Source organism: Allobaculum sp. JKK-2023, assembly GCF_034745455.1.
Classification (GTDB): Bacteria; Bacillota_I; Bacilli_A; order Erysipelotrichales; family Erysipelotrichaceae; genus Allobaculum.
This window is the reverse complement of record NZ_JAYERV010000003.1, coordinates 891147-910891: the sequence shown is the minus strand read 5'-3', so window position 1 is coordinate 910891 and position 19745 is coordinate 891147. Positions and strand designations below refer to the sequence as shown.

The following is a 19745-nucleotide window of genomic DNA, read 5'->3' as shown; positions in this document are numbered from 1 at the left end:
CTGCTCAAGGAGGACAACGAAGATGAGTCGATCGAAAAAAACAATTCAGATGGTGTCCGTCAGACTGGACAAAAACCAGAGCAGACAGGCAGATAACTTATTTCTCGCCTGGAGAGAAACCTATAACCTTCTTGCTCCTTTTGGCTGTTCCATTGAGTTGATGGGAAAGTCCTGGAAAAAGTGCCGGGACCAAATCCGCGCTGAAAAACGACAGCTTCTTAAAGATACGACCAATCACGTAGCTAAATTGACGGGTATTTCTTTTCCAAAGGGAATGCTTCCTTCATGGCTCTGGACATGTGCTATGCAGTCTATCATCACAAACCGTAAATCCATGGAGGAAGAGATCATCCGCCGTATCAAGGATGAACTCTATACGAAGTACAAGATGAATGCCCAGGAAGCCTCAGTTGTATTTTATGTGGTCAAGACGCCTTCGCTGTTTAAACCAATCATTCGAAATCATCGGTTTGAGCCTCTGGAGATTTCCAATAAAGATATCGCTGGCCGCCTGAAAAAATGCGATCCTGTCAGAATCCACCGGCTTCTCACTCATGCGGCAAGAAGGTATCGACAGTACCATAAACCAGTTCATACCAACAAAGGCAGCTGGATGAGAATTGACAAAAACGGTTATACAATCCGTCATGAAGAGAATACAACAATCATTCAGCTGATGGGGTTAGGAAACCAGGAGCCATTTGAAGTCAAACTCCGGGGGATTTTCTATACATCCAAAAAAGAAAAGACCAGAGGCAACCTTACTGTGCTCTATGACCGTGAAAAAAACCGTCTGGTCTTCCAGAGACTTGTCGAAGTAAGAAACCATCCTTCCAAGTCAGAGAAGAACGTTGGCGTAGATGCTGGAATTACTTCTTTGCTCAGCACTTCCAATAATATTTTGTCTGCTGAACTTAAAAAGAAGAAAACTGAAGATAAAAAACAGGCGTTGCGCAAAAACAAGAGCAAGGCGGCTGAAACTTTAGACCAAAGAACTTACAAAGAATGCTTTTATCCTGCTTCTGATTTTCTGAGTGCGCGAGGAGTTCAGAGAAACCGGATGCGGGATCGAAGAAAAAATCTTTTAAAGCAGGCTGACCAGGAGAAGTTTGCCTCTAAAAAGCCAGATCTTTCCCCTCAGGAAAAGAAAGCCTGCGAAGAACGAACATACTCGCTTTTGCGCAAGGCAGAAAGGATCAGAAAGAACAATACCCGTGGTAGAAAGTCCTTTGCCCGCCAGTCCAGAAAGATCCAGGCCCATCTGGAATGCCTGATCAACGAAGAAATCGCTTTGGTCCTGAAGACAGACCAGAATATCGGTCATATTGTAATGGAAGATCTGGATATCCGAGGGGCGGCCAGCAAGTATAAGCGAATGAACCGCCTGCTTTCGGAATGGATGTATGGCGTCCTGCAGGAGAGAATCGAATACAAAGCCGGCCTGAAGGAGATCGGAGTCTCGTATGTCAATCAGGCCTACAGTTCCCAGTACTGCCACATCTGCGGAGCAAAAGTTACCCGCGACAAATCAGCTCATGAAAAGGCGTTTTGTCCTGTACACAAAGAAATGAACGCCGATATCAATGCGGCGTCCAATCTTGTATGGATTTATGAGAATCATCCGGAAATCACCAAATGGACTCCCCGAGAGAGCATTAAGAAGCTTTATGAAGAGAGAATCGAGCAGTTAAAGAATCAGCAGGAAACAAAACAAGAAACAAAACAAGAAACAAAACAAGAAACAAAACAAGAAACAAAACAAGAAACAAAACAAGAAACAAAACAAGTAACCAGTCAAGTAACACCATAACTCCCTAACTAACTAACTAACCAAGTAAACAAATGAATAGACAGCCATAATGACTGTCCGAGCTTTCATCAAGCCCGGCCGGAGCTGTTTTGTGAAATCTTCGGGTTTCTTAAAACTCAGGCCTGTACCGCGCCGGACGGGCTTTGAGGGGGACCAATTCTGCGAGATTGGGGTATGCCCCTTAAAATTACAAGCTGTACTTTCCCCGGAAAGTGCGGTGCGTAAAGCGGGACTTAGATAAGATTGAAGATTCAGAGTGGAGTCCAAAAGACAAGGCTTTGGATCACCATTCAATTTAACCCTTCGACCGCCGGCTAATGCCGAACACTGTTCGCAGACAGGGATGAGTACATTTTATCCTTCCGAGGACAAATTCTACTCATTTATTGAAGGGGCGAGTTGGCCTAAAGGGGGTGGATGATTGCAGAAAACAAGCAGAAAGACCAGGCAGTTGATGGTGGGCGCGGCCGTTTTAATTGTCCTGGCGGTGGCTTTGCGCATTGGCGGGATAATTCTGGACTGCAAAATCTGTTCCGTCTTTGGGCTTGCCCGTTCGGCTATTTACCTTTTTCTGATCATTGCCTGGGCAGTTTTGCTTGCCAGACGGATTATCCAAAAGCAGCTGCGCCTGTATCTGCTCGGAATTGCTGGATCCATGCTGCTTTGGTTTGGGCTTCGAACAATCAAGTATTTTTTCGTTCCATTCGGGGCGGATCCGGCTTTGAGCCGCTTTCTCTGGTATGCCTACTATATTCCGATGCTGACCATACCAGTTCAATCCCTGTTTGCCGCTCTTGCTTTACGCAAACCTGAACACTACCAGCCATCTGGGTGGATCCAGCTTGCCTGGCTGGTGACAGCAGGACTGGCTTTGCTGGTGTTGACCAATGATTTTCATCAGCTTGTCTTTTCGTTTTCAGAGCCGTATCCAGCCTGGTCGGATAAAAGCTACAGCTATGAGAAGCTGTACTGGGTTGTGATTTGCTGGATGGCGGTATGCAGCGCGATTGCTCTTGGAATCATGATCTGCAAGTGCTCGATTCCTCAGAAGAAGACCTTTCTCTGGCTGCCGATGATTCCGATGGCATTGATGGGAATCTATGGAAGTTTGTGCGTAGTCATGTGGGAGCTCGTTAAGCCGTTTGCGGGGGATATCACAGCTGTTTATTGTGTGCTGATCGGGATGACATTTGAAAGCTGCATTCAATGCGGCCTGATCCAGTCCAACACCCGCTATGCTCAGCTCTTTGAGATTTCGACCATTGCGGCCCAGATTACTGATCGCAATCTCCATTTGATTTATGCGTCTGAAAATGCCGGTGACTTTGATCAAGAAAGCCTTGCGCAGGCAAAAGAAGAGCCTGTTATTGTAGAAGAAGGAATTCGTCTTTGCGCAGCGCAGATCTTTGGAGGCTTTGTGTTCTGGCAGGAAGATATTTCCGGGCTGATGAACCTGATTGAAGAGTTGAAAGGAACCAGGGAAGAGCTCAGAAGTTACAATGGGCTGCTTGAAGAAGAAAACAAACAGAAGCGACGCAGAAGGCAGCTTGAGGAACAGAAAAGACTGTTTGAAGCCGTAGAAAGACCGGTTCGCTTGCATCTTGATTTGCTGGCCTCATATGTTCAGCGGCTGGAACAGGCGCAGCACGATGAAGAAATCAGCCAGATTTTGGGTTGGATGACGATCATTGGAGCTTACATTAAGCGGCGAACCAATTTAGTGATGCTTGGCGAAGGAGTCCGGATGCTTCCGGCTGAAGAACTCTGCTTCTGCTTACAGGAGTCCTTGTCGAATCTTCAGCCCAACCGGATTTCCTGCGGTCTGCAGTTTCAGCTCAACGGTGTTTTGCCACTGGAGCTGGTCGAGACCTTCTTTGACTTTTATGAAGCGTGTGTGGAATGTTCGCTGGAAACGATCACGGATCTGGTCGTTCTGGTTGGAGAGGATGACCAGGACTGGAAACTGACCCTGCTGCTTTCAGGGGCTGATGATCTAAGTCGGCTGGTCCAACGCTTTCAATCGGCGTCCATCTGCTGGCAAGAGGGAATGAGCCGCTGTATTTTGAAGGTATCAAAAAAGGCTGATACTGTCGATAAAGGGGATTTGAACGATGATCAGATGGTTTTCAAAACGGATCAGCCGCTCGTCGATTAAAGAAAGCTTTGACAATCTGCCGACGGGAATCTGTTTTGCGGATTCGAACGGTTTGATCGTTTTATGCAATAAACGCATGCATCAGCTTTGTTACGAGCTGATGGGAAAGGATCTTCAGCATTTATCTGAACTTGAACGGGCGTTGCATGCTTACTTTCAGGACGCGAAACGAGTGCAGCAAAGAGAAGACGGGGTCGATCTTTCGTGTGAAAGCATTGATAGGCTGATGTCATCCCAAAACACGGATGCGCTCAATTCTGGGGCGGTTGTTCTTTGCTGGCTGGCAGGCCGGATCTGGCGCTTTACGAAAAGTCGCGTGACGGATCGTGAAGAAAACGTCTATACCCAGATGCAGGCAATTGATGTGACTACGCTTTATCAGGCCCAAAAAGAGCTGGAAAAAGAAAATCGCCGGCTGAAAACGATCAACAGTCGGGCTGTCCGGCTCTATTCGCAGCTGGATGAAATTGTAAAAGAAGAAGAAAACATGGCCGCAAAAACCCGGGTTCACGACCAGATGGGAGAACTGCTTGGACTGACCCGAAATCTCATGAATCAGGACAGCCTTCCCAAAGAAAAATTGCAGGCCATTGCTTCGCGATGGAAGCGGGTGACTTCCGTTCTGGTCACCGACGGGCAGATGGACCAGCCTGCTTTTGACCTGGACCAGGAGTTGTCTTTGTTGACAGAGACCATTCTGGGAATCGGTGTCAGACTTCAGATCCAGGGAGAATTTCCTGCCGATGAGCAAAAGGCAAGATTGTTGATGGCGGCGATTCGGGAATGTGCGATCAATACGGTTCGTCATGCCGATGGAGATGAAGTGCAAATCATCCTGAAAAATGACAGGAATAGCTTAATTGCGACAATGACCAACAATGGGTTGCCTCCTGAAACAACAATCCGGGAGGGTGGAGGCCTTGCGGGCCTTCGCCAGCGGATTGAAAGGATTCAGGGACAGATGAGAATCGAAAGTTTTCCAGCGTTTAAAATAATCCTCAGGCTGCCTTAGGCATAGAAAACTGCCATGGCACTTTCCCTGAATGTGAGCAGAGAGCACAGAGACTGGCATAGATCTTGGCCAGGAGATTCACGGTGGATCTGTGAAGAACGAGAAGAAAGGATGTTGAACACGATGCAGGTATCAGACTGGAAGAAAAGAGCCTGCCCAATCCAGAAAGCGCCTGATTTTTCCATGTTTTCTTTTACAATGGAGATGGATTGGGCAGACCAAATCTGGTTTTCGAATGAACAGGATTTACGTCAAGGTGTTTTGGTTTTGCGTAAGCAGGCTCTTTATTTCAGAAAATTCAGGCGCGAGGTGCGTGTATGGTAAGAGTCCTTCTTGTCGAAGATAAGAAAATGTCGCGGGACTGCATCATTGGCTATATGAAAGACTCTGACCGCTATGAACTGGCCGTCCAGACCGCCAGTGCCGGCATGGCCGAACTCCTATGCATGCAAAACCAGATTGATCTCATTTTGATGGATGTATGCACGGCCAATCGGGAAGATGGCATCGAAGCAACCGCCCGGATTAAGCGGCATTTTCCAGAGATCAAAGTGATTATTGTAACCAGCATGACGACCATGGATTTGATTGACCGGGCTCGTCTGGCTGGCGCAGATAGTTTCTGGTATAAAGAGATTGAGGGAACAGAACTGTTAGACGTCATGGATCGCACGATGGATGGTGAAACAATTTATCCGGACACGACACCAATTGTCCACATTGGGAATATGGCCTCTACCGAAATTTCTGACCGCGAACTGGATGTCCTTCGCCTGATGGCCCAGGGATATATTGATCGGGAAATTGCCCAGAACTTGTATATCAGTGTCTCAGCTGTCCGATACCACATTACCCAGCTGCTCCAGAAAACGGGATACGAAAACCGGGTGAAACTGATCGCGGATTTGATCAATCAGGACTTTATCATTCCCGGCCTGTAGAAAAACTAATTGTTTAGGACAAGAAAAAATCTGTACACAGACATTCAAACTGTGTACAGATTTTTTTATATCCAAATAAGACTGTCATTTCTGATAGGGAAAAGTCCAGTTCGTCTCCGTATAGTGGAAACGCATCCAGAACTGTCTCGAACGGGCCGGCCCGTTTTGGGACAAGGCTGGAATGAAGAAAAAAGAAGAGAGAAAAGGAGAAATCAAATGAAAAGAAAAATGAAGGTTCCATTGGCAGCTTCTTTGGTCATCAGTCTGTTCAGCATTGGCGGATGTTCAGCCAAAGACGGTGGAACGGAGCAGAATTAGAATCCATATACAGGGAAATGGATTGCGGTTTCTGCCGAAATGATGGGGATTTCGGTATCGGTTGAGGACATGTTTGAAGATGGCTTTTCTTTTGATATCGAGAATGAAAACCAGATTGTTTTCAATGCAGATGGAACGAAAGGCCAGGGGACGTATAAGGTTCAGGACGATGAGATTTCCATTGCACTCGAAGGGGAAGAGATTGAAGGAACGATTGGTGACGACACCATTACCTTTGATGACCTGATGGGAGAAGAAGGGATCAAGGTCATCTTTGCCAAAGAAGGAACTGAGGCCGCCAATCCGGCGCTGTACCTGTCGGATGAAGAAAAAGCGTTTATCGGAAACTGGATGTCTGATGGCGTGGAAGAACTGCTGGAAGATGAAATGTCGACCACGATGGATGGCGTCGATGATATTCATGATGCCCTTCGCCTGGAGTTTAACGCCAATAAAGAAGTGACGGTGGTCTATAAGAAAGAAGAACTCGGAACCTATGCCTGGTATGCATTTAGCGACACGGCAGGAATTGAATGTGAGACACCTTCCATTCTTGTCGGGGTCAATGAAGACGGAACCTTGAATGTTGATTATTCGGACGACGAGAACTACTACACCTTCCATATGGTAAAGGCAGAGTAAAAGGCAGGGTTTGGCGCAGGTGATGGAGCCAATGGCATCATCGCCAAAAGCGGCGGCCATCTGTCACAACAAGATCAGAAACTGACTCTGAAGTATAAACAAAAACAAAGATTGAAAATGGAATTTTCCAGAAGAACCGATGGATACAAGACTGAAATTCAGGCAGAAATCTGAATAGAAAGCTGAACAGAAAATTGAACCGTAAAAGGAAGAAGGAGATCAATATGGGATTTATAAAAGCTTTTGCCGGGGCGATGGGCGGAACACTGGCTGACCAGTGGAGGGATTTCATTGTCCCACGCGATGATGTGAATGCAACGAGTGCCGTATTCGGGGCCAGAAGAAAAGAAACAGACCGGCGTCGCGGAGCCAATATGAAAGGATCGGAAAATATCATTACCAACGGCAGCCGGATTGTTGTGCCTGAAGGAACTTGCGCCATTACGATGCAGGATGGAAAGATTACGGGCTGCATTGCCGAACCGGGAGGCTTTATTTATACCAGTGAGGACCAGAATTCCCAATCCATTTTTGCGGGCGACGGGATGATGAGTTCTTTGTTGAAAAACTCGTGGGAACGGTTTAAATTCGGCGGCATTCCCAGTAGGGAACAGACGATCTTTTTTGTCAACTTAAAGGAAATCCCGGGAAACAAGTTTGGAACTCAGTCAGAAATTTACTGGGATGATGCGTTTCTGGCCACACAGGCCGGCGCGATGACGCGCGGAACGTACACTCTGAAAATCGTTGACCCGATTCTGTTTGTCAAACGATTTGTTCCGGTGAGCTATTTGCGCCCGGACAGTGAAGTGTTTGATTTTGCCGACTATGACAATCCAGCAGCCGACCAGCTGTTTAACGAAGTGGTCAGCAGCCTGTCCGCTTCTTTTTCCATCTACTGCAATGATCCATCCAAAGGAAACCGGATTTCCAGAATCCAGTCTGACCAGATTGGTTTTGCAAAGTGCCTGTCCCAGGCGGTAGAAGAGGGCTATGCCTGGCGTTCCGACCGCGGCCTGGAAATTGTCAAAGTCGCCATTTCGGCGATTGAATACGATGCGGACACCAAAGCCCTTGTTAAAGATGCCCAGAAAGCCGATGCGCTTTCCGGTGCCCGGGGGAACTCATTTATGCAGCAGGCCGTCGCGCGCGGCTTTCAGGCGGCCGGTGAAAATGGCGGCGGCAGTGGAATGGCCTTTATGGGCATGGGCGTCAATGCAGCAGAGGGTATCATGGGAAATTTCCAGCAGCCTGCCAAACCTCAGTATCAGCAGCCGACCGGCCCAGCTCCAGCTGATCCGTTTGCCGAGATCCAGAAATATAAGCAGCTGCTGGATTGCGGAATTATCACGCCGGAAGAATTCAACCAGAAGAAAAAAGAACTGTTAGGACTTTAGAAAAATAGCAGCTGCCATGACTGTGACATGATTGATGGTGCAAAAATGCTTTCACAAAAGAAATCCGTTGTGAAAGCATTTCTTATTTCAAGCCGTAAGAAAGACCGAAAAGAGGATTGGATCAGAAAAGAAAGCAGGTCAATTGATGGAAGAAAACAAAGAAAGAATCATTCAGACCGATCAGGGAAAAGAACATGGACAAACCAAATGTCCCAAGTGCGGGTCGACAGAAATCGCTCTGAACCCCAAAACGGAGAAGCTTCGCTGTCTGTTTTGCCGCAATGAATTTGAACCAGAAAAATTCGAAGAAATGGAAACAGATATTGAGCATCTTGAAGGAGAAATCATCGGCTCAGGGGCTGCTGACATTCAGACGGATGCCGATGATCAGATTGTGACGCTGAAATGTTCCAGCTGTGGAGCCGAAGTAGTCATCGATACGGACACCCAGACGCAGGCCAGATGCCACTGGTGCCGGAATATCCTTTCGCTCAATAAGCAGATTTGCAATGGAGCCGTGCCGGATGCGGTTCTGCCTTTCAAAGTCAATAAGAAGGAAGCCAAAGAATGCATCGAACAGTTTGTTGGAAAACGGCAGCTTTTCGCTCATCCAAAGTTCAAGGAAGAATTCACGGCTGACAATGTCATGGGTGTTTATCTGCCCTATATGGTCATTGATGCCAATGCTCATGCTTCGTTTGGCGGGCAGGGGGAAATCGAAAGCCGTCAATACACCAGAAAAGAAAACGACAAGGAAAAAACATATTACGATGCGAAGCTGTATAACGTGGATCGGGAATTTGATCTGGGGATTGAAGGACTGACAGTTGAGTCCAGCCAGGACAAACTGGATGTCCATTCCCGCGATCGGACCAACAATATCATTAACTCGATTATGCCTTTTGACACGGAAAACTGTGTGCGATGGAATGCCAATTATCTGCATGGGTACACCTCAGAAAAAAGGGATGTCAATGTTGACCAGCTGTCCCCTGTGGTCCAGAAGCAATGTGAAGAGATCGCAAAAGACCGGGTAAACGAAACCATTTCGCAATATGACCGCGGCGTGCGCTGGGATTCGCGCAATCTGGTTTTTAAAGGCCGCCAGTGGAAATCAGCCTATCTTCCCATCTGGCTGTACAGTTTCCAGGAAGAAAAGAACGATCAGAAAATCATTCACTATGTAGCCGTCAATGCACGAACTAAAGAAACCATGGGCAGTATTCCCATCTACAAGCCAAAGCTGCTTTTATTTTCGGCTGTCATCGAGCTTGTGGGGCTGATCGCGGCACTGATTTTGCATTTTACTGTTTTCGATCAGGGTCAATGGTATCCCTGGCTGCTGCTTCTTTCGGGCTTCATTTATTATCTGGTGTTCCATAACAAATACCGCAACAGCTCAGCTGTCCATCACTATGTAAAAGAGACGAAATGCAAGGTTTCCAATATTGAAAAGCAGGACACCTTCATAAAAGAAAGAACCGGACTGGACAGCCCAGCAATTGAGGGAGCCAACAATTGCTGAACAGGTCCACCAGACCCAACAGGCAGATGGAAAGTAAAAAATCTGGTTGAGTACTTTGCAGGGATAGAGGTTTTGAGCCCAATGACGTGGCAGAGATTTCAGAGAAGACGTGGCCTGTCTTCAGGCTTTGGAAAAAGAGGCGGTTGAGATTGGTGATAAACTGAATTCGATCTTTAAACAAGAGATTCGGTCTTTAGACAAGACAGGAAAGCGGGGAATTCAGGATGAAAATCAACGGTCAATGGATTGAACAAAAACTTTCCCAGAATGGCTTCACAGTTCAGGATCTGTCAGATCAGAGCGGTCTGGATGTTGCAGAAATTCAGAAGATGATTGAAACCAGTGAAGGGAATGAACTGGACTGGAATACAGTTCTAAGCACCCTTAACCAGTATCCGGCCTTATATGCGCCTGCTAATGATCTTTTAACGATCATCGAAGGCCAGATGGAACAAAGCTCTGCAGACGAACCTTGCACAATTTTTTATGGTGTCAACCAGAGTGATCTGTTGTTCGTGGCCATTCAGTTCAGTGACCTGAGTGTTCATGGGGCCAATGTCAGCCGTGACTATCTGCACCGGATTGATCAGGTCAGTCTTGGCCAGGCCTATGCCCTTTTCCAGGCTCAGGCGGATGCAATTGCCAACGCGGGCGCCAAGCTTAAAAATAATCGAGAATAAAAAAACAAGCGGAAAAACCAGATTTGAAAGAGTTTTTCCGCTTGTTTCCTGTTTTTAGAAGAGAACAGTTTTGTACTCATTTATGGTTTTTATGCCATGAAAAATCAAAGCCTGTAAACTCGGTAACGATAAATCTGTTTTTACAGCTGTAAAACAATGCCGACTACCGCACAGATACAGATCAGTGCGATCGGGTGCAGCTTTTCAAATTTCCAGGCAAAAAGGGCAGCTAAAGCCATCAGGCCGACATTGATCCAGAAGGAACCATCCAGCACCAGGGCGTTGGCTGGAAAAAGCACACTCGCAAAAACACCAATGGCAGCGGACAGAATCAGCCCGCAGGTGGCCGGGCGCAGGCCATAGAAGGCTTCCTGGACATACTGATTGTCCCGATAAGCTTTCAAAACTTTCGCAATGACGCAGATGATGATGACACTTGGCATTACCAGCCCGACTGTCGCAATGACGGCACCCAGAATGCTTCCCCCCGTGACGTGATAACCGACGTAGGTCGCCATATTGACCCCAGTCGGGCCAGGCGTAGACTCGGAGATGGCGATCATGTTGAGCAAATCGCTTTGGGTAAACCAGTGATACTTTTCCATCATTTCGTACAGGAAAGGAATCGTCGCCAGACCACCGCCCACAGAGAACAGGCCAGTTTTGAAAAATTCCCAGAACAGGATCAGATAAAGAGATGCAGAACTCATATTCACTGACCTCCTTTGTCAGATTCATTTCCTGAGGCAGAGGCAACTTCTTTCTTTCGCGCAGGCAGTCCCTCGCCAGCCGATTTTGCGGCCGGATCTTTACCGGTCTTTTTGAGGACGATCAGGCAATAGACAATTCCAGCCGCCGCAGCGCCAATAACCGCAACGGAAACGGGAATCAGATTGAAATAGGTCAGCGCCAGGACAATCACAAACAGGATTATTCCAAAGATATCTTTGACCCCTTTGCGATAGAGCCGGATGACGGCCTGACCAATCAGGACGCACACCGCAATCCGGATGCCGGCTAAAGCGTGCTGGACAATGGGCTGATCCGCAAATGAAGTCAGCAGGGAAGCGATCAGCAGGATAATGACCAGCGAAGGGGCAACAATTCCGGTTGTCGCCACAATGGCCCCGGTGATCTTTTTTTGCGAATATCCGACAAATGTGGCAGTATTGACAGCGATGATGCCTGGTGTACACTGACCGATGGCGTAATAGTCCACCAGTTCATCATAGGTTGCCCAATGCTTATTGGTGACGACCTCTTTTTCCAGCATAGGAAGCATTGCCAGTCCACCCCCAAAAGTGAACAGGCCGATCTTGAAAAAGGTCCAGAACAGATCAAGGTAAATATTCATATTCTACTCGTATAGTCACTCCATTCCATTCTTTTGATTTCATTTATATCCGAAAAAACCGGATGGTCAATAATTAAGACTTTGTAAGATCGTCTAGACTGACATATTGGCGTATCATGGAGACGATGGAACTGATTCCCCCACTTGCTTGTGGGGAAGTTTTGCCTGGAGGTTTTGATTCCTGTAAAAAACGAGTACAATACTGCTTTGAATTTGAAACGAGGTACATATGAAACTGAAGAAATTGCTTTCCAGCCTGGCCGGTGCAGTTCTGATCAGCCAGTGCTTGTTTGGCTGCTCAGGCAACTCCAAAGGCGACCTCAAAGTCGTCTCTACCAAGACGGTAGAGCTTGGTGAGCCAGTCTCTTTAAAAGCATCAGATTATCTTCTCGAACAGCCTTCCCAGACTGTGCTTGATGAAATTACGGTTGATTCCGATCTGAAGACAGACTCTAAATATAACTACAACGCGTTTTCCGAAACAGTCAGCACTGCCAACAAAGACTTTCTGGAAACAGGCAGCTATACGATTACGCTCAACTACAAGGGGCAGAAGTATCCGGTTGCGCTGACCGTTAAAGATACGGTCATGCCAGAATTTGTCTCTCCGGCTGCTGTTGTGACCATCCCAAAAGGAACCGCAAACTTTGACTTCTCCAAAGTCTACCGCACGACCGATAAAGACAGCGTGACGCTCAGTGTTGATGGTGATTTTGATGTCAATAAAGTCGGTGCTTATCCCATTACCCTGATCGCAACGGATAAATCTGGAAACTCTAACTCTCTGGAAGTAACCATCAATGTTGTGGGCAACAACACCCCAATCAAATCCACGGACCAGTTTGATAATGAGCTGGTTCCATCCGAAAGCGATGACGATTCCCAGGCCAGTGATGCCAATGCCAACCAGCAGGATTACACCACCATCCCGGATGACAACACCACAACTGATCCATCCAATCCGACGACCGACGTCACTTTGCCGGATCCTGACGATGACCAGACAACAGATCCATCAACCCCATCAACGCCCACTGTGCCAAACAACCCAACCGCATGCGGCATTTCCAATCAGCCAGCCGGTACTTCCGTTTACCGGACGTTCTCAGATCTGTACAGTGCCGGAACGAACTGGAACAAGCAGTCTCCCAACAACTATTTCTATTATCTGGAAGGAGTTGATGACTGCGGCAACAAAGTTTACTTCCTGACAACAGGAACCCAGGAGTTGATTCCAGGACCAGATGCACCAGTCAATCCAGGTCAGGGCGTGACTCAGCCATCTGAAGGTGACGATACAAGCACACAGCCTGACATGTCGGAAGACATCCATAACGCCCAAAGCGATGAATAGTGTTCAGCATTGAATCACGAAACTGAATCCAAGCCAGACTGAACCAACCCAAGCTCATTCCAGCTGATCCAGACTGAAACCTGAGTATCCAACAGACCAGTCACAAAAGGACTGCTTCTTTGATCTCCTGATTGAAGAAGTAGTCTTTTTTTCTGGAATGAGAGACCAGCCAGGCATCAGGAAGAAACATTAGCCAGAAAGCAGAATTCCAGAAAACCACAACCGCAAGACACGAAAAAACCGGCCGCATGGCCGGTCAGATTCAAACTGAATTCTCTAAGAAGAGGATCCTGACAGATCGCTCTACCAGAACGAGTACGCTTTGATGACAGTATCGATGGTTGTATCTGGATCGAGAGTCACTGGAGATGCTGATGTCGTCGGATCATAAGCAACCCACTGTCCATTGGCGTCTACGCTATCAATCGCATAGTATTTGGGCGCTTCATAGGAACCCGTTACGATGATCGTTGGATATCCCTGCGAAACGTGGTCGGTAATCTGGGTTTTGTAAAGCGCAAGCGGAATCATAGGAACACCATAGGTTAAGGCTGCCCCTGAGAAGATGGAATCCTCAGCTTCGCTGACTTCATTGTTTTCATAGCCGGCTTCTTTGGCCCAGCGCGCAATGGAAAGCGGCGTGATCGTTGGATCGTCCAGGCAATAGCTGAAGACATCCGCAATGACAGTTGGAGCGCCGCCGCTGATCGCCATGATGGAGTCACGATAAGGCACATAGCCCCAGGCCTGATCAAAGGTTTTCAGATCTGGCATCTGCTGGGTCACATCGCCAAGGGTTACATCCGTTCCAGAATCATTGGCGTGGTTTGGATATTCGAGAACAAAAGCCACCAGCCCCGGATCTTTGGCCAGAGCGACGATATTGGCCGGATAGCTAGACGCATTGTTGAAGAGGTCTTCATATTGCTTGATGGGTTCCTGAACCTTGGCTTCCGTCTGGCCTTCGAATTTGGCAGCAGCCTGGGCATCCCCTTCTACGGCTTTATTGAGTTCTTCAAGATCCGCTGTGCTGTAGGCATTGAGAGCAGCAGTTTTGAGAGTTTCAAAGGTCTCATCATCCCAGTCGGCAGGTTTTTCCAGGTTGTTCACCCAGTTGACATAGTCGTTATATTGTTTTTCCTCCGCTTTCTGCAACTGAACGATTGGGTTGGAGGATTCCTTGTGATCCATCCAATAGGCAGCTCCAAGGGAAACACCGCCTAAAGCAATGGCAACGACCAGACAGGGAATCCAGAAGTTTCTCTTTTGATTGCGCTGTACACGGGACAGCTTTTTGCGATTGTCATCGTCAAGATCTTCTTTCCAGTCAGAACGGAAAAGATCTTTTTCATCAGCGCCTTCTGGCGCCTGGTTTACATGTTTAACCTGTTTCATGCGGTTATTTTAACATGACGTATCATAATTTTTTGCGGCTTTTATGGAACATTGCAGGATTGATATTCAATCCTGTCAAAAACGGATGATGAAATACTAATTTCTAAACACTTTTTGCAAAAGCAAACGCTTCAGATACGCAGCTTCAGATACGCAGGGGATGGATCCGCATCATCCAAACCCATGACAGTCATTTTTAAAAGATCACCAGAAAAATCCGCAAGTTTTCCACAGCCGTCAATCGACCTCCTGATAAGCTCAGTCGGTTTCGTGCACAAGAAGATCAGAAAAAGAAGATCAAAGAAGAGGATCAGAAGGAGAAGATCAAAGAAGAAGAAAACCTGCTCAAGCCAGACAGCAGAAGACACAGGCGTAAAAATTTTGAAAAAATGTAAGATTTAGGGCGGCTTGATCTCCAATCTGGATTGGCTACAATAATGAGCATGGTAGATCACTATCCAAAAACAAATCCAGCGGCCCCAAAGAGCCGCTTGCCAAAATCGACTTCTGTTTCGAGTTCAAAAACCGTAAAAGCAAAAGTCCGTAAAAAACGCCTGCGCCGCGGCCTGATTCGTGCAATCAAAAAGTTCTTCATTGCTTTGATCGCCATCGCCTGCTGCCTGGTGTTCATGCATACTTTGATCGTGCCTTCGATTGTCGATACCCATCTGTCCAGCGGTGAATTCAGCGATGAACAGATGATTGCCTTTGCCAACGAGCGGCTGTTAAACCGTTCCAGCAAATCTCTTTCCCGCATTCCTGTCTTTGCTCACCGCGGGTTTGTCAATGACAGCTTGGATAACTCCTATGCATCTTTTGATCTGGCTCTTTTATCGGGATGTCCGCAGATTGAGCTGGATGTTCATGCCAGCAGTGATGGCGTGCTCTATGTCAGTCACGACAACAATCTTTCTGGCATCTCCGGATCCAACTGGAAGATAACGGATCATACGAGTGCCGAACTGGATGGCATCCTGATGAAAAACGGAGAAAAGCTTCATCGCCTGTCCGAGGTCATTGAACGCTATCGCGATCAGATGATTTATCTGGTTGAACTCAAGGATGACAGCCCGGATCCAGCCCCATTCCTGGATGTCGTGCGCGGCCATCCTCAGCTGGCTGAAAACATTCAGGTGCAGTCCTTCTATCCGGAAGTTCTCGAAAACATCCGCACTGAGCTTCCAAACATGTTTGTTCAGTATTTGGTCAATGACCGGAACACTTACAACGAAGCATTGAAGATGGAGTGGCTTGATTCCATTGCCCTGGACCAGAAACTGGTCAGCCAGGATGTTATCAATCAGGTTCACCAGTCCAGCAAGGAGATCTGGGTCTGGACGGTAGATTCGATCGATAAAGTCCGTGAGTATCTTCGCATGGGGGTGAATGGCGTCATTACGGATCTGGACAGTGCTGTGATCATTTATAAAGAGATGAGCTTTGAAGAAGACAAGTAAGAACGTCAAAGACAAGCGGCAGCTGTAGAGTGGCAATTTCTTCCCACGGCAAGCTAGGGGGAGAAATTGCCGCATGAGATGACTAATGCTAAGAATACGAGTCCAGAAGATGGGCGCCATGATTGCGATAGCCCAGGACAGCCCAAAAAAACGAAACCAGACAGAATCTTTGCCAGGCAGTTTTCCTTTCGAACTTTCGTGAATGGAAAGCTGCTTTTTTCTTGCCTGGTGCAAATGGCTTGCCAGGCAAAGCAAAGATTTTCACGCTGGTGCTGAGGAGAAATCATCTGAATGTCAATAAAAGTGAATTTCACAAAATTCAGATCTAATTTGGGAGCTGATGGCAAAGTCAAGTTTTTTAGCGTGAAAGCTGAAATCGGTGGAGCACTTTATTTCTTTCTGTATAAAATAGGTCTGCCACAGATGGACTGGACTTAGACAGCAAATGAATTCCTGTGGTATGATCCTGTTTTGGATCAGTAACCTGGTCCAGACAGAAACGAACTGAAAATCAGCGCCGTTAGGCTATAATGATAGGCAGAGTAAAGGAGAAACGCATGGCCAAAAAAAGTGTCTATGCAGCCCTGGAAATCTCGGATCACGAGGTTCGTCTGGTTGTATCAGAAATCTTTAATGATCGAAGCAATATTCTCCGTGTCGAACGTGTAGAACACAATGGCATCCGCAATGCGCGGATCACTGATGAAAAAGCAGTAGCCGATGCAATCGAAACGGCAGTCCGCCAGGCACAGACTGCATTAGGCTATCGCATCGAACGCGTTCTGCTGGCAATTCCTGCCAGAAACGTAAGACCGGTTAACAATAAAGTCCATGTGGAAATTGAAGATGGGACCCATACCGTCCGCCGTTTCCATATCCAGCAAGGACTCAAAAGCGCGCTGGGCGCCCAGAAGTTTGAAAATGAAGAACTTGTAAACGTCAACAGAATTGAGTGTTTCGTGGATGGAGCCCGTCAGGATAAAATCCCACTGGGCAAAGATACCGAATCCTTTGATATGGAAGTCGATCTGCTTTATGCCGATAAAGAGATCGTCTACTCCTACGCAGCAGCCGTTGAAAAAGCCGGCCTGCAGATCCTGGATCTGGTTTTGGATGTCTATGGAGCTGCCAAAGAGACTGGCGCTTTAAGTCAGTCTGCTGACAAACCAGTCATTCTGATCGATCTTGAAGCTGACCATACAACGCTCGCTTTTCTGATCGAGAACAAGATCGCATTTACAACCACCCTGGATAAGGGCTACCGTTCCTTTATTCAGACCCTGCAGGAAGAATACGGATTATCCGACGAGACCGCATGGCGCCTTCTCGAAAATCTGTTTGAATCCCGTGAGATGGATACGCAGGATGTTGTCATCTATATTGAACAACAGGAGGACAAACGCATCGAAATCACATCCCGTCAGCTTGCCGACGCCGTCCTGCCCAAGATTCGCAGCTGGATTGCCGACATCAATGCCGGATGTGCCAAGATTCTTGAATCGATGCCAGCCCGCTATCTGATCACCGGCCAGGGAGCCAACATCCCCGTGCTGAAAAACTTCTGCAGCGGCTTTAACGCCCCGGCATCGGTGTATGCCATTTCCACCATTGGCGCCCGCAATGGAGCCTTTGTCTGTGATCTTGGCATGATTTACAGCTGGATGGATTCCAAGCAGTACAACAACCGCGGTGATCAGACTTCCGTCAATAACAACGAGCTGGAAGAAAGTATCGAATCCATTACCCGCTATGTTAAAGACGCCGAAGGCGGCTTTACCCGCAAACTCAAAAAAGCAATGCTTGCCAATAAAGAGTAGCCAAAAGCAATCCTTGAAAGCTGCTTTGAAGCAGGGATTGATCATGTTCACAACAACCATCTGCCCGTACATGTCTTACATACAACAGGACATAAGGTGAAGACAGAGTGGATAGAAAAAGAAAACGATCTCATAAAATTCTCATTTTATAGTCATTTCTTACTATTCCGTCAACTGTGAACATCCTACAAGAAATTAGCTGAAAAACTTCAAAAAACCTGAGGGACAGCCCTTTATACAGGTAAAATTAGAAACGGCAGTCAAAACGAAGTAGAAGCAAAAAGAGATCGAAAATCAGAAATCCAGCCTTTGTCATTCTGGATTTCTTTCGTTCTGTTTTTCCTTTTGCCTGTCCCTGCAAAAAGATCGCAGGATCGAGTCGCAGATCGTTTTGTTTGCATGGACAGACAAGAGCATACTTATCCTGAATCCTTTCTTGTTTCTTTTAAACAGAAGAAATCCATTCAGACCACATGCCTCTTGATCAGCTTTACGCCAGAAAGCAGTCGCAAAGCTTATCGAACCAGACAGTTTAAGCTTCGATTTATCACCCAGAAGCAAACCCCAAAATCGAAGAAGACTGTTTTTTACCAATCCAGAAATCCAGACAGAAAACCAGGAGGAAGAAAGCAATATGCCAGAAATGAATCAGAACGCAGATATCCGTGTCATTGGCGTGGGCGGCGGCGGAAGCAACGCTGTTAACCGCATGATCAATGATGACGTTCAGGGAATCACTTGCTACGTCGCAAATACTGATGTACAGGTTCTCAAAAGCTCCGCAGCCGAAAACAAAATCGTTCTTGGAAACGATGCCACAAAAGGTCTTGGTGCTGGCGGAAACCCAGATGTAGGCCGCAAAGCCGCTGAAGAAAGCGAAAGCGACATCCGTGAAGCCGTAAAAGGTGCTGACATGGTCTTCGTTACAGCGGGTATGGGCGGCGGAACCGGTACCGGTGCAGCCCCACTGGTGGCTAAACTTGCCAAAGAAGAAGGCGCTTTAACCATTGCCGTTGTTACCCGTCCATTCTCCTTTGAAGGAAAACGCCGTGCGAAAAATGCGGAAGAAGGCATCGAAGAGTTGAAGAAATACGTAGACTCCCTGATCGTTGTTTCCAACGACAACCTGCTCGAAGTGATCGGCCGCAAACCAATCGAAGAAGCGTTCCAGGCTGCTGACAACGTACTTCGCCAGGGCGTTCAGACGATCTCTGATCTGATCTCTGTTGAAGCGCTTGTTAACCTTGACTTTGCGGACGTTCGTTCCATTATGCAAAACCAGGGCCGCGCTCTGATCGGTATCGGTATGGCAGAAGGGGAAGACAGAGCCATTGCCGCTGCTGAAAAGGCCATCCAGTCTCCATTACTCGAATCCGACATCGCAGGCGCTAAATCCGCGATCATCAACATCACAGGCGGCGACAAAGTCTCCCTCTATGATGCGCAGAATGCAGTTGCAGTGATCCAGGATGCAGCCGGCGGTGAACTCGACAACATCTTCGGTATCGCCATTAACGAACAGCTTGGCGATGCAATCATCGTTACTGTCATTGCGACAGGTTTCGAAGATGATCAGCCAAACGCGAAAAAATCCAGCAAAGCTGCTCCTAAAAAAACAGCGGCTTCAAGCAATACAACGGCTAACCCAGGCCTGTTCACTCAGCCAAAAGTATCCGCTCCAAGACCAAGCGGAGTTTCCACATCTGTAACTGAATCGGATACAGATGATTCCATCCCTAACTTCTTCTTTCAGAACCGTGGTTAATCCGGCAGAAGATAGGAAGAAAACTCTAGACCATCATCCCTCAGACAATCAATGTCTGGGGGATTTTTCGTGGCTAGAAGTTTGAAAAAAATCATTGGAAGAAATATTCAGATTTTCTTCTAT

At 47.2% G+C, this 19745-nt stretch carries 15 protein-coding genes; 12 read left to right on the top strand and 3 right to left on the bottom strand.

Translation table 11 applies throughout. The annotated features are described in order from the left end of the window. The first annotated feature begins 22 nt into the window (after positions 1–22). From U4956_RS03650 to U4956_RS03615, 8 genes are all read left to right on the top strand, one after another. The gene (locus U4956_RS03650) at positions 23–1810 is read left to right on the top strand and encodes a zinc ribbon domain-containing protein (protein WP_323089105.1); all 1788 of its coding nucleotides are present in this window, start codon (positions 23–25) and stop codon (positions 1808–1810) included. Positions 1811–2231: 421 nt separating this feature from the next. Then, positions 2232–3965, top strand: coding sequence for a hypothetical protein (locus tag U4956_RS03645; RefSeq protein WP_323089104.1), 1734 nt, complete (start codon positions 2232–2234; stop codon positions 3963–3965). Next, positions 3922–4977 carry a PAS domain-containing protein gene (locus tag U4956_RS03640; protein WP_323089103.1) on the top strand — a complete coding sequence of 352 codons (1056 nt, stop codon included), beginning with the start codon at positions 3922–3924 and terminating at the stop codon, positions 4975–4977. The genes U4956_RS03645 and U4956_RS03640 overlap by 44 nt, the downstream gene beginning before the upstream one ends. Before the next feature lie 317 nt (positions 4978–5294). After that, on the top strand, positions 5295–5918 hold the full coding sequence (locus tag U4956_RS03635; RefSeq protein WP_323089102.1) for a response regulator transcription factor: 624 nt from the start codon (positions 5295–5297) through the stop codon (positions 5916–5918). Between the two features lie 357 nt (positions 5919–6275). Next, positions 6276–6878 (top strand): hypothetical protein, encoded by a 603-nt coding sequence (locus U4956_RS03630; protein ID WP_323089100.1) that lies wholly within the window; start codon positions 6276–6278, stop codon positions 6876–6878. A gap of 224 nt (positions 6879–7102) precedes the next feature. After that, positions 7103–8275, top strand: coding sequence for an SPFH domain-containing protein (locus U4956_RS03625; RefSeq protein WP_323089097.1), 1173 nt, complete (start codon positions 7103–7105; stop codon positions 8273–8275). Between the two features lie 145 nt (positions 8276–8420). Continuing rightward, on the top strand, positions 8421–9800 hold the full coding sequence (locus U4956_RS03620; protein WP_323089096.1) for a TFIIB-type zinc ribbon-containing protein: 1380 nt from the start codon (positions 8421–8423) through the stop codon (positions 9798–9800). 224 nt (positions 9801–10024) lie between these two features. Further along, positions 10025–10480: a hypothetical protein gene (locus U4956_RS03615; protein WP_323089093.1), complete on the top strand. Its 456-nt coding sequence runs from the start codon at positions 10025–10027 to the stop codon at positions 10478–10480. Positions 10481–10620: 140 nt separating this feature from the next. Here the strand turns inward: U4956_RS03615 and U4956_RS03610 are convergent, their stop codons facing one another. Next, positions 10621–11190, bottom strand: coding sequence for a chromate transporter (locus tag U4956_RS03610; protein ID WP_323089092.1), 570 nt, complete (start codon positions 11188–11190; stop codon positions 10621–10623). A 2-nt stretch (positions 11191–11192) separates the two neighbouring features. Further along, a complete protein-coding gene (locus U4956_RS03605; RefSeq protein ID WP_323089091.1) occupies positions 11193–11834 on the bottom strand; it encodes a chromate transporter in 642 nt (213 codons plus the stop codon). 229 nt (positions 11835–12063) lie between these two features. Here U4956_RS03605 and U4956_RS03600 point away from each other — a divergent pair, with 229 nt between their 5' ends. Beyond that, positions 12064–13188: a hypothetical protein gene (locus U4956_RS03600; RefSeq protein WP_323089090.1), complete on the top strand. Its 1125-nt coding sequence runs from the start codon at positions 12064–12066 to the stop codon at positions 13186–13188. 303 nt (positions 13189–13491) lie between these two features. On the opposite strand, the gene U4956_RS03595 is transcribed toward U4956_RS03600, so the two are convergent. Further along, a complete protein-coding gene (locus tag U4956_RS03595; protein WP_323089089.1) occupies positions 13492–14583 on the bottom strand; it encodes a hypothetical protein in 1092 nt (363 codons plus the stop codon). Between the two features lie 437 nt (positions 14584–15020). Between U4956_RS03595 and U4956_RS03590 the strand changes: the two genes are divergently transcribed. From U4956_RS03590 to ftsZ, 3 genes are all read left to right on the top strand, one after another. Beyond that, entirely contained in the window at positions 15021–16040 is a 1020-nt protein-coding gene (locus tag U4956_RS03590; RefSeq protein WP_323089087.1) for a glycerophosphodiester phosphodiesterase, read from the top strand. 557 nt (positions 16041–16597) lie between these two features. Continuing rightward, positions 16598–17857, top strand: coding sequence for a hypothetical protein (locus U4956_RS03585; protein WP_323089085.1), 1260 nt, complete (start codon positions 16598–16600; stop codon positions 17855–17857). 634 nt (positions 17858–18491) lie between these two features. Then, entirely contained in the window at positions 18492–19622 is a 1131-nt protein-coding gene (gene ftsZ / locus U4956_RS03580; protein ID WP_395529491.1) for a cell division protein FtsZ, read from the top strand. Positions 19623–19745 lie beyond the last annotated feature (123 nt).